This is a genomic window from Micromonospora sp. NBC_01655 (assembly GCF_026339755.1).
Lineage (GTDB): Bacteria > Actinomycetota > Actinomycetes > Mycobacteriales > Micromonosporaceae > Micromonospora.
In genome coordinates this window covers 4,347,446-4,359,575 of sequence record NZ_JAPEQF010000001.1, presented here as the reverse complement: position 1 = coordinate 4,359,575, position 12,130 = coordinate 4,347,446, and the positions used below count along the sequence as shown (strand labels likewise).

Here is a 12,130-nt window from a genome sequence, read left to right as displayed (position 1 = left end):
CCTCAGCCGCCGCAGTAGAGCAGGCGGTTGGGCGAGCCGGCTCCCGGAGCGCCGACGACGCCGGTGGTGGCGGTGCCGGTGAGGTGGGCGGCGACCTGGGCGGGGGTCCAGGTGGGGTGGTCCTGGAGGACCAGGGCCGCGCACCCGGCGGTGTGCGCGGCGGCCATCGGCCCGCCGCTGATCGTGTTGGTGGCGGTGTCACTGGTGTGCCAGGTCGAGGTGATGCCCTGGCCGGGGGCGAACAGGTCCAGGCAGGAGCCGTAGTTGGCGGAACTCATCCGGGCGTCGGTCGGCGTGGTGCCGGCGACGGTGAGCGCCGCCGGCACCCGCGACGGGGAGTAGTTGCAGGCGTTGGTGGCGGAGCTGCCCGAGGTGACGGTGTAGGTCACGCCGGAGTTGATGGAGGCGGTCACCGCGCTGTCGAGCGCGGTGCTGGCGCTGCCGCCCAGGCCCATGGTGGCCACCGCGGGTTTCACCGCGTTCGCGGTGACCCAGTCGACCCCCGCGATGACCTGCGCGTAGGTGCCGCTGCCGGCGCAGTTGAGCACCCGTACCGGGACCAGGTGGACGTCCTTGGCGACCCCGTGCTGCTGGCCGCCGACGGTGCCGGCGAGGTGGGTGCCGTGGCCGTTGCAGTCGTCGGCGGGCAGGGCGCCGTCGACCGCGTCGTACCCGCCTGCGGCGGAGCCGGTGAAGTCGACGTGGGTGGCGCGGATGCCCGTGTCGACGACGTACGCGTGCACGCCGGGCGCGGTGTTCGGGTAGGCGTAGCGCTGGTCCAGCGGCAGCAGGCGCTGGTCGATGCGGTCCAGGCCCCACGACGGCGGGTTGAGCTGGACCCCGGCGGCCAGCGACACCACGTGGTTCTGCTCGACGTACGCCACGGCCGGGTCGGCGGCCAGTCGCCGGGCGGCCCGCTCCGGCAGCCGGGCCTCGAAACCGTGCAGCGCGGCACCGTAGACCTGGCCGACGGAACCGCCGTACCGGGCGGCGAGCCGCGTGGCCGAGTCGGCGGCGGTTCGCCCGCTGTCGGCGAGCACCACCACGTAACTGCCCTCGACGGCGCTGGCCCCGCCCGCCCGCAGAATGTCGCCGGCGGCCGGTGCCGCGCCGGCCGGAGTCCCGGCCATGGCGGCGGCCACGACCGGGGCGAACAGGACGGCCAGGGCGGCGGACCGGCGGCGGTTGCGTGGCGGCGTCATCCCGGCCTCCCGTGCTCTGGCCGTCTCCGGGGCCAGATGCCGCCGGGGAGACGACGCGAACGGACTGGGCCGAGCCTACCCATCATCCAGGGAGACGAATATATATCGGATGCCTCATACCGTGGCCCGATGCCTCATCGGGCCGTCGGGAGCTGAGACCGCGCTCGCGGGTGAGGGCTCGGGAGTTCGCATGACCTTGTTCACGAGCGAGACGGCCCTAGTCTCGCGTGTGTCCGGTGCGGGCGGCCGGTAGCGACCCGCGTCGACGACTTCGGACGCTGGCAGGCGGTGTGGCTGGACCCAGAGGCGGTCCGTCACCGGCGATGCCTCCCCGCGTCAGACGCCGCTCGGGTGGGAGGCTCTGCGAGAGGGGCGGCCCGGCATACCGCCGGTCGAGCCGCCTGGGCGGTGGAATCCGCGGTGGGAGGCCGCCGTCGCGGTGGCGCTGGCCCGCCTGCTGGCCGTGTCGGCCCGTACTGTCCCTGACGGCCCTGTAGCCGACCCCTTCCGCCGAGCGCTTAACGCGCCGTACGAGCGCACACGATCGCGCTGGATGACACGCGCCCTAGCGCCGCCCCTCCCATCGTTGGGGGGCGACTCTCCATGATCGTTTGCTGTCTATGGAGAACTCGCCCGGCGTGTCGTCTCACAAATCAGCAGACGATCACGCCGGGCCTGTGTCGAAGCCGGCCGTGGGTGCAAGGGCGCGCCGACGGGGGCGATCCGGCCAGGTTGTGCTTGATCACGACGGTCCGGCGCAGGGCCGGCTCGGCGGCCAGGGCCCGCTGCCGGGCGGCCAGCTGTCCACGCCGAGGCCGACCGGTCCGCGTGATCCGCCCGGCGAGAACTGTCGGAGCGATCTTGTATCGTCCGGGCCCGTGAACGCCCAACAGACGTACCGGTACCTGGGGTCCTCGGCGCTGAGCCGTACCGGCCTCGCGTTGCAGACCAGCGGCGGCCCGGCGCCGAACCCCCGGTTCTTCACCGGCTTCCTCACCACGCCGCAGGCCGCCGCCGTCGGGCTGCTCGCCGTGGCCGAGGTGGCCCGCACCCGCTACTACCGGCCGGTCAGCCCGGCGAGCCTCGACCCGGTCGTCACCGGCAGCCGGGACCGGCTGCGGTTCGAGTCGTTCTCCGGCTGCTGCGGGGTCTACGCCCGCCTCGACGCCCTGCCGGAGGGCCTCGACGGCGACGTGGTGGAGCACGGCACCACCAACGTCGACGTCAACAACCCGCTGCGCCAGTCGCTCGCCCGGGTCGGCGGCCTCGACCCGCTGCACCTGTCGGTCGGCCCCGACGACCTGACCGTCTCCACCATGGACGGCGCGGTGGTGGAGAAGAAGGTGCCGCTGCCGGTGCGCTGGCTGCGCGGCTTCGCCGAGGTGCAGGTCCTGGCCGCGGCGTTCGAGCCGCGGGCGGAGATCCCGGCGGTCGAGGCCGCCGCGTTCCTGCGCCGGCTGCCGGCGTCGAACGACCGGTCGGTGCTCTGGGCGGTGCCCGCCGGGCGTGGCCTGCGGCTGACCTCGCGGCCCGTGCCCGGCGCGGTCTGCCTCGCCGGCGCGGGCCGACTGACCGCCCTGCGCGGCCTGCTGCGTTTCGCCCGGACCCTGCGCGTGTACGGCCCGACCGCCACGCCCGGCTCGGCGCCGCTGCCCAGCACCTGGGAGCTCGACACCGGGGCCCTGCGGCTGTCGCTGACCCTGTCCCCCGAGCCCTACCGCGGGTTCTCCGGCGAGGGCGCCGCTCTCACCGCGCTGGCCGGCGACGACGTCGTCGACGACGCCGAGCTGATCTCCGCCCTGCTGTCCTGGGACCCGACCGTCGACGTCGACGCGCTGGCCGCCTCCGCCGGCATCGACGCGGCCCGGGTCCGGGGCGCCCTCGCGCAGCTCGGCACCGCCGGGCGGGTCGGCTACGACGTCTCCGAGGCGGCGTACTTCCACCGCGTCATGCCGTACGACGCGGGCCGGGCCGAACGGGACAACCCGCGGCTGGTCGGCGCGCGGGCGCTGCTCGACGCCGGCGCCGTCGCGTCCGACGAGGCCGGCGCCACCGTGCGCAGCGGCGACGAGGTCTACCGGGTCCGCCGGCTGCCCGACGGCGGGTTCACCTGCACCTGCCCCTGGTGGGCCAAGCACCGCGGGCAGCGCGGGCCGTGCAAGCACGCGCTGGCCACCCGGATGGCCACCGCCGACGTGCGGGAGCGGGTGTGAAGACCACGATCCGGCGCCGGTGGGAGCTGGCCGCCGGCGGCACCAGCGACCTGTTCGACCTGATCGACGCCGGATCGGCCGGGCTGATCGTCGACGCGCTGGCCGGGCTGCCCGAGGACCGGCGGCGCGCCGTCGGCGCCGAGCTGACCGACTGGCTCAAGGCACGGCGGGCCACCTGGTGGGGTATCGGCAAGGGCACCGCGCTGGCCGTGGCCGTGGTCGGCTGCCTGCCCAGTGCGGCCCAGGCGGCCCCCGTCCTGAGCCGTCGCGTCGTCGCCGTGGACGGCGAGCGGGCCGCGGCGCTCGTGCGCCGGGCCGCCGAGGACCGCGGGATCACCTGGCTCACCGACCTCGCCCTGCGGATGGCCGGGAAGCTCCAGCGCGACACCCAGGTCGAGCACTGGCGGTTCATCGCCGCGCTGCTGCACGCCGGGCAGGCCGAACCGCCGCCCGGGGACCGGTTCGTCGAGCTGTGGGTGCTCGCGCTGTCGCGGCCCGACCGGCCGGGGCGCGCCGCGCCCGTGCCGCTGCTCGACCGGCTACGCGCCGACCCGTTCCTGCCGGCGCTGCTGCCCCGGCTGTTCGAGGTCGACGGTCTCGGCTCGCCGATGATGTTCGACGAGATCGTCACCGACTGGAAGGACCGCCGCCCGCACGCCCTGCCGACCGCGCTCGCCCAGCTCGCCGCCGAGGGGCTGGTCGACCGCGCCGCCCTGCTCGACGGCGCGGTCGGCCGGCTGCTGCGCGGCGACCGGCCGGCGGCGCTGCGCGCCTTCACCGTGCTGCTCGACCTGCTCCAGCCGACCACCGACGAGGTCGCCGCCCGCGCCACCGACTACCTGCGACTGCTCGCCGACGCCCCCGGCGCCGTCGCCACCTCGGCGCAGAAGGCGCTGCGCGCGGTGCCCGACCTGGAGCTGGACGCGGTGCTCGACACCTCCCGCGAGGTGCTGGTGCGGCCGGACAAGGCGCTGGTGCGCGGCCAGCTCGCCTGGCTCGACCGGCTCGCCCGCCGGCACCGGGACCGGGCCGCCGAGATCGCCGAGGTGATCGCCGTCGCCGCCGAGCATCCCGCCGTCGACCTGCGCGAGCGCGCCACCGCCCTGGCCGCCCGCCACGGCCTCGACCCGGCCGCCGGCGCGGGCGCGACGGTCACCGCCCCGCGCGGCGACGACCTGCCCCGCCCCGGCCCGCCCCCGGCCGCCCCGCCGCCGATCACCGACGTCGACGAGCTCGCTGAGGAGGTCGCCGCGCTGCTCGGCACGGAGAGCCGGGACGAGCCGCTGGACCGACTCCTCGACGGGCTGGTCCGGCTCGCGGCGACCGACGGCGACCGGGTGCGCGCCGCGCTCGACCCGGTGCTGAGCCGCCGGCACTGGTCCTGGGCCAGCGAGCACCGCTGGGACCCGTGTTGCCTGTGCGGCCTCGTCGGCGACGTCCTGGAGGGCGCCGGCGGACCCACCCCGGCCGCCCAGCCCCGCAGCCGGTGGAGCGCGTTGCTGGCCGCCGTGCGGCGCACCAACCGGTCGCCGTCGCAGCCGGAGCTGGTCAGCACCGACCCCCGGGTGCCGGCGCCGCACGCCCTGCTGCGGGCCCGCGTCGCGGAGGTCGGCCACCACCTCGGCGAGCCGGGCCACCCCGGCCTGCTCGCGAGGCCGACCTCGGCCAACGGCGCGCTCGACCCGCTGGCCCTGCTGGAGCGGCTCGCCGCGCTCGGCGACCGCGAGCCGTGGCACTGGGACCTCACCCAGGCGCTGCTGCGCCTGCCCACCGCCGTCGACGACGGGCTGGCCGGCCGGGCCGAGGCGCTGCGCACCCCGGCCGGTGACCGGCTCGCCGCCTGGCTGCGCGGCGGCGGGCTGCCCGATCCCGTCATCCGGGTCACCACGCTCGCCCGCCGGGCCCGCAAGATCGGCTACGACTGGGAGTACGACCAGCTCCCGGCCCGCCGCGTCGCCGTCGAGCTGCGCCCACCGGACGGCTACGACGACCGGTACGGCCTGCTGACCGCCGACCCCGCCCCGATGCAGACGGACCACTTCGGCTGGACCCGGATGTGGCCGTCGGTGCTGCCCCACCACCTGGGCGTGGTCGCCGCGCACCTCCTGCCGGACGTGGCCGCCGCCGCGGACCTGGACCGCCGCGACGGTGCCCGGGCGCTGCCGCTGCTCGCCGAGTGCGGCGGATCCGGCGGGGCCTCCGTCGACCTCGCGCTGGCCTACGGCCTCGGGGCCCGCCACGGCGCCGACCGGGTCGCCGCGCTGGACGCCCTGCTCGCCCTGGCCGGCGCCGGCCGGCTCGACGCCGCCGCGGTGGGCGGGCAGCTCGGCGAGTTGGCCGCCGGGCAGGTGGTGAAGCTGACCCGGGCGGTCGAGCCGCTGCGCGACGCGGCGACGGCCGGGGCGCCGCTGAGCGTGTGGCGGCTGCTGGCCGCGGCGCTGCCGCCGCTGCTCGCCGCCCGCACGCCGCCACGGGGCCTGCCCGACCTGCTGACCCTGGCGGCCGAGACCGCCACGGGCACCGGGGTCGCGATCGAGGTGGCGGGGCTGGCCGAGGTGGCCGGCCGCAGCGGGACGACCCGGATGGTGACCGAGGCGCGCCGCCTGCACCGGGTGGTCACCGCCGGCTGACCGGGCGGTCGGTACCGTCGGACCGGGCGGGTCCGGCGCGCCGGCCGCCCGTATCCGGGTGGCGCGGGCCGGGCGAGGGGGACCGATGGAGGATCCGTGGCCCGTCGTCGTCGTGGGCGCCGGGCCGACCGGGGTGACGGCGGCCCGGCTGCTCGCCGTCCACGGTGTCCGTTGCGTTGTGCTGGACCGGTGGCCGGCCGTCTACCCCCGGCCGCGTGCGGTCCACCTCGACGACGAGGTGTGCCGGATCCTGCACCGGGCGGGGGTGCACGAGCAGTTCGCGGCGATCTCCCGGCCCGCCGAGGGGCTGCGGCTGCTGGGCCCCGACCACCGCGTCCTGGCGCAGTTCAGTCGCGGCACGGCGGCCGGGATCCACGGCCACCCGCAGGCGAACATGTTCGACCAGCCGCGGCTGGAGGCCATCCTGCGCCGCGCCGTCGCCGATGATCCCCTGGTCACCCTGCGCGGCGGCGTCGAGGTCACCGCGGTTCACGCCGACGGTGCCGGGGCGGTGGCCGTCGCGGTGACCGACCGGGGGTCGGGGGAGCGGGCGGCGCTGCGCGCGCGGTACGTCCTCGGCTGCGACGGCGCCAACAGCACCGTCCGGACGCAGGTCGGGTCGAGGATGCGCGACTTCGGCTTCGCGCAGCGCTGGCTCGTGGTCGACGTCGACACCGACGCCGCGATCGATGCCTGGGGGGGCGTGCACCAGGTGTGCGACCCCCGCCGGGCCGCGACCTACCTGCGCGTCGGGGCGCGCCGGCACCGCTGGGAGTTCCGCCTCCTGCCCGGCGAGACGGCGGCGGCGGTGTCCACCCCGGCGACCCTGCGCGAGCTGGTCCGGCCGTGGACGGGGGACGTGCCGTTCGAGGCGCTCGTGGTGCTCCGCTGCGCGGAGTACACCTTCCGTGCCCAGGTGGCCGACCGGTGGCGGGCCGGGGGCGTGTTCCTGCTCGGCGACGCCGCCCACCTCACCCCGCCGTTCATCGGCCAGGGCCTGGGCGCCGGGCTGCGCGACGCCGCCAACCTCACCTGGAAACTGGCCTCGGTGCTGGCCGGGGGCCTGCCCGACGCCGCGCTGGACAGCTACGAGGCTGAGCGCAGGCCCCACGTGACCGCGTCGATCCGGCTCGCCGTGGGCGTCGGCCGGGCGATGACCCGGGGTGGCGAGGTCGGCGACCTGCTGCGCCGGGCCGTCGCGCCCCGGCTGGTCCACGTCCCGGGCCTGCGGGCGCGGGTCCTGGACAGCACGACGCCGGCCCTGCGTCCCTCGGCCCTGCGCCGGCGGCGCTGGGTGCCGTGGAGCCGCGCCGGTCGGCTCTGCCCGAACCCGGTCCTAGGCGACGGCCGCCGCCTCGACGACGTGCTCGGGTCCCGCTTCGCGGTGCTCGTCGCCGGGCCGGTCCCCGGGGAGGTGGCCGCCGAGGCGCGGCGCCGACGGGTGGTGCTCGTGCCGGTGGAGCCGGGCTCGGCCCTCGGGCGGTGGCTGGGTCGCGGCGGGGCCCGGGCGGCGCTCGTGCGTCCCGACCGCACGGTGATGCGGACGGGCGCCGACGCGGCGGCGTTGCTCCGGGCAGCCCCGGCCCTGCCGCTCCGCCGGGTGCCGCACCGCGGCCCGGAGTAGGCCCCGGGCGTCGGGCCGGGCCGGCCCGGGCGCAAGCGCGCCCCGGGGACGACGGACCGCCCGCCGGCGGGTGGGCGGGCGGGCGTGGCGGGCGGGCGTGGCGGGCAACTGGTAACAGTCTTGACAGAAGCCGTTAACATCGACAGACTTCGTTAGAGAGCGCTCTCTCAGCCCTTCCCGCCCCCCCGCATCGCACCGCCGCGACCGCCCGTACGTCCCCTCGGGAGGATCTTCATGCCGCGACAGCTACGCGCGTTCGGCACCATCACCGCAGCCCTCCTGCTCGTCGTCGCGTCGCCACTGGCGGCCCGCGCCGCCGACACCCCCGGCGCCCCCGCGGCCCCCGCCGCGACGGGCGTCGCCGACCTATCCCCGGAACTGGTCACGGCGATGCGCCGCGACCTCGGGCTGACCGCCGAGCAGGTCGGCGCCCGGCTGCGCGTCGAGGCCGCCGCCCCGCCGGTCGAGAAGCGGCTGCGCGCCCAGCTCGGCGCGGCGTTCGCCGGCGCCTGGATCCCGGCGGGCGGGCAGCGGCTGACCGTGGCGGTCACCGACCCCGCGCTGGCCGCCGTCGTCCGCGCCGAGGGCGCCGACGCCACCGTCGCCGCCCGCAGCGAGCGCACGCTCGGCACCGTCAAGCGGGCCCTCGACCGGCGCGCCGACCGGGCGGACCCGCGACGGATCCGCGGCTGGCACGTCGACGTCACCGGCAACAACGTGGTGCTGACGGTGGCGCCGGGCGCCACCGCCGAGGCGACCGCGTTCGCGCGCACCAGCGGCGTCGCCGCCGACGCCGTCCGGATCGTCGAGTCCGCCGACACGCCCCGACCGCTGTACGACATCCGCGGCGGCGACCAGTACGTCATCAACGGCAACACGCTCTGCTCGGTCGGCTTCGCGGTCGCCGGCGGCTTCGTCACGGCCGGGCACTGCGGCGGCACCGGCAGCCCGACGCTCGGCTTCAACAACGTCGCGCAGGGCACCTTCGCCGGCTCGTCCTTCCCCGGCAACGACTACGGCTGGGTGCGGACCAACAGCAACTGGACCCCACGGCCCTGGGTGAACAACTACTCCGGCGGCAACGTCACGGTGGCCGGCTCGCAGGACGCCGCGATCGGCAGCTCCGTCTGCCGCTCCGGGCGCACCACCGGCTGGCGGTGCGGCACCATCCTGGGTCGCAACGAGACGGTGAACTACGCCCAGGGCGCGGTGTCCGGCCTGAGCCGCAGCAACGCCTGCGCCGAGGGCGGCGACTCCGGCGGGGCGTGGATCAGCGGCAACCAGGCGCAGGGGGTCACCTCCGGCGGCTCCGGCAACTGCTCCACCGGCGGCACCACCTGGTTCCAGCCGGTCAACGAGATCCTCGGCGCGTACGGGCTGTCGCTGGTCACGGCCGGCGGGGGCGGGGACCGGCTGATCAGCAACTGGAACAACAAGTGCATCGACGTGCCGAACTCGAACTTCTCCGACGGCGTGCCCCTGCAGATGTGGAACTGCAACGGCACCGGAGCCCAGGCGTGGACCCTCACCGGCGGTTCCCTGCACACCCAGAACAACAAGTGCATGGACGTGGCCTGGGGGTCCACCGCCAACGGTGCGGTGATCCAGATCGCCAACTGCAGCGGCAACCCCGCCCAGCAGTTCGTCCTGTCCGCCGCCGGTGACCTGGTCAACCCGCAGGCCAACAAGTGCGTCGACATCGTCGACTGGAACGGCGGCGACGGCGCCCGGCTCCAACTGTGGGACTGCGCCGGCACCGCCAACCAGAAGTGGCGGCGGGGCTGACCGCGCCCCACCGCCCAGCCCTACGACCGCCCGGACCGTCCCCCGAGGAGGCCCCCGTGACCAGATCCCGCTCCGCGCCCCGCGCGCTCGCCCGCGCCGCCGTCGCCCTCGTCGTCGTCGCGGCGTCCCTCGTCCTGCCCGGCCCCACCGCGCCCGCCCAGGCGGCGATCGGCGGCATCACCTGGGCCGACGAGTTCAACGCCCCCGCCGGCACGGCCGTCGACCAGAGCAAGTGGCGGTTCGACATCGGCGGCAGCGGCTGGGGCAACAACGAGATGCAGTACTACACGAACAGCACCAGCAACGCGGTGCACGACGGCAATGGCAACCTGGTCATCACCGCCCGCAGGGAGAACCCGGCCAACTACCAGTGCCACTACGGCCGGTGCGAGTACACCTCGGCCCGGCTGCTCACCGCCGCGACGTTCACCCAGGCGTACGGCCGGTTCGAGGCCCGAATCAAGATCCCCCGGGGCCAGGGCATCTGGCCGGCGTTCTGGATGCTCGGCAACGACATGGGCAGCGTCGGCTGGCCGAACGCCGGCGAGATCGACATCATGGAGAACATCGGCCGCGAGCCGAACACCGCCTACGGCACCGTGCACGGGCCGGGGTACTCCGGCAGCGGCGGCATCAGCGGCAGCCGCAGCGTCGGCGCGCCGCTGGCCGATGCCTTCCACACCTACCGGGTGGACTGGCAGCCCAACTCGATCGTCTGGTACCTCGACGGCGTCGAGTTCCACCGCGTCGACCCGAGCCGGCTGGGCGGCAACCGGTGGGTCTTCGACCACCCGTTCTTCATGATCCTGAACGTGGCCGTCGGCGGCTACTGGCCGGGCTACCCGGACGCCTCCACCCAGTTCCCGCAGCAGATGCTGGTCGACTACGTCCGGGTCAACGGCTACACCGACGGCGGCAACCCGCCCACCGGCACCACGCGGCTCAGGGGCGCGCAGAGCGGGCGGTGCATCGACATCCCGAGCGCCAACCCGGTCGACGGCGCGAAGCTGCAGATCTGGGACTGCAACACCACGGCCGCGCAGGCGTGGACCTTCGCCACCGACGGCACGGTGCGGGCGATGGGCAAGTGCATGGACCCCGCCTGGGCCGGCACCGCCAACGGAACCGAGGTCAACCTCGTCACCTGCAACGGCAACCCGGCCCAGCGGTTCACCCTGAACGCCTCCGGTGACCTGGTGAACCTCAGCGCCAACCGGTGCGTCGACGTGCGCGACCAGAACCCGGCCAACGGGGGCAAGCTCCAGCTCTGGGACTGCGCGGGCAGCGCCAACCAGAGGTGGTCGCGGTACTGACCGCCGACCGGGGGGCGCCGACGCGCCGCCCGCCGGCCGGGTGACGAAGGTGCCCGGCGCAGCGCGCGAGCCGCTGCGCCGGGCCCGCCGGCCAGCGGCTCCGGCGGGCGCGGTGGGCACCCCCTGCCGAGCCGTCGGGCCGCCGCGCGACCACGAAGAAGACACGCAGGACCGTCCCGCATGGACGACTGCGGTCGTCAGTCCGGGCGGGACCAGGACCACCACGGGGGTACGGGGGCCGGGCACCCCTCCACCCGGTGCAGCTCGATGTCGCTGGTCGCGGACGGGCCGCTGACCAGGGTGCGCGGCCGGCGCCCAGGCCGGCAGGCGGGGCGGGACGTCACCCGGCCGCCGCCCGGGACGACCGGGCCAGCTCGGCGGCCACCGCCTCGGCGAGCCGCCCCGGCGTGGCCGCGACGACCGTGGCGCGGTAGTCGGCGAGCGGGTCGAGCAGGGCCGGGTCGCCGGCCGGGTGCCCACCCCGGGTGCGGTGGTCCCGGGCACCGGCGGCACCGCCGGCTTGGGCCCCAGGGCGGCGGTGCCCACCCCGGGTGCGGTGCTTCCGGGCACCGGCAGCACCGCCGGCTCGGGCCCCAGGGCGGCGCGGATCCGCCCCAGCACGGTGTCCCGGGCGGCTCGGCGGCCCTCCTCGGCGATCGGACCGTCCGGAAGCGCGCGGGCTCATCGGTCCTCGCCCCGGGCCTGGCCGGCGGTCCCGGTCCCGTCGTCCGGCCGGGGTCAGACCCGGCCGGCGGTGCCGTGCCCGCCCCGGCTGTCGGCCCAGCCAGTAGAGCGCCACCACCGGCGGAAGGTACGCCGGGGCGGCCAGGGCACGTCCCGGCTGGCCGTCCACGCCGACAGCGGCGGCGGCAGGCGGGTGATCCACCCCCGCCGCCCGCCCAGCGACCGGGCGAGCCGCAGGGCGGACCCGGCGAGCCGGAACCGGCGCGGCGAGGCCATCACCCAGGCGGCCACGCCCATCGCGACGGCCTCCGCCGACGGCGGAGGCCGTCGGGCCCTGGCGGCGACGTGCTCGCCACGCAGGTCACCAGGATCGACGGGATGTCGATGCGCACCGGGCACCCGTCCAAGTAGGTGCCGCAGAGGCTGGACCCGTACGGCAGGGAGGCGCGGGTCGGCGCCGGGAGCGTGTCGTCCGGGCCGGAGTCGCGGCTGGGCCGGAGGCGCGGCGGGGCGAAACGCGCGGGGTCAGCTCCACAAAAGGGGCAAAATTGTGTGATGGGCGTCTCTGTGGCGTCCCTCGGATTGCGGAAACGTTTCGGCTCAATGTCGTCGAGGCCCTTGACATCGCCGGCTGGCGGTCCCTACGGTCCCCTCTGTTGTACATGGTTGTCCATGAACA

At 76.3% G+C, this 12,130-nt stretch carries 7 protein-coding genes; 5 read left to right on the top strand and 2 right to left on the bottom strand.

Features of this window, described 5'->3' with window-relative positions; genetic code table 11:
- Positions 1-2: 2 nt before the first annotated feature.
- The gene (locus OOK41_RS20005) at positions 3-1,202 is read right to left on the bottom strand and encodes a S8 family peptidase (RefSeq protein ID WP_266266282.1); all 1,200 of its coding nucleotides are present in this window, start codon (positions 1,200-1,202) and stop codon (positions 3-5) included.
- An 878-nt stretch (positions 1,203-2,080) separates the two neighbouring features.
- On the opposite strand from OOK41_RS20005, the gene OOK41_RS20000 reads away from it, so the two are divergent.
- From OOK41_RS20000 to OOK41_RS19980, 5 genes are all read left to right on the top strand, one after another.
- A complete protein-coding gene (locus OOK41_RS20000) occupies positions 2,081-3,415 on the top strand; it encodes an SWIM zinc finger family protein (RefSeq protein WP_266266281.1) in 1,335 nt (444 codons plus the stop codon).
- Positions 3,412-6,045: a DUF6493 family protein gene (locus OOK41_RS19995; protein WP_266266280.1), complete on the top strand. Its 2,634-nt coding sequence runs from the start codon at positions 3,412-3,414 to the stop codon at positions 6,043-6,045. Before OOK41_RS20000 ends, OOK41_RS19995 begins: the two co-directional genes overlap by 4 nt.
- Positions 6,046-6,130: 85 nt before the next feature.
- The gene (locus OOK41_RS19990) at positions 6,131-7,669 is read left to right on the top strand and encodes a bifunctional 3-(3-hydroxy-phenyl)propionate/3-hydroxycinnamic acid hydroxylase (RefSeq protein WP_266266279.1); all 1,539 of its coding nucleotides are present in this window, start codon (positions 6,131-6,133) and stop codon (positions 7,667-7,669) included.
- Positions 7,670-7,903: 234 nt separating this feature from the next.
- Complete coding sequence (locus OOK41_RS19985; RefSeq protein ID WP_266266278.1) at positions 7,904-9,454, top strand: ricin-type beta-trefoil lectin domain protein; 1,551 nt, start codon at positions 7,904-7,906, stop codon at positions 9,452-9,454.
- 56 nt (positions 9,455-9,510) lie between these two features.
- A complete protein-coding gene (locus OOK41_RS19980) occupies positions 9,511-10,767 on the top strand; it encodes a family 16 glycosylhydrolase (RefSeq protein ID WP_266266277.1) in 1,257 nt (418 codons plus the stop codon).
- 738 nt (positions 10,768-11,505) lie between these two features.
- Here the strand turns inward: OOK41_RS19980 and OOK41_RS32095 are convergent.
- Positions 11,506-11,850: a lactate utilisation protein LutB domain-containing protein gene (locus OOK41_RS32095; RefSeq protein WP_353962207.1), complete on the bottom strand. Its 345-nt coding sequence runs from the start codon at positions 11,848-11,850 to the stop codon at positions 11,506-11,508.
- Positions 11,851-12,130: the final 280 nt, after the last annotated feature.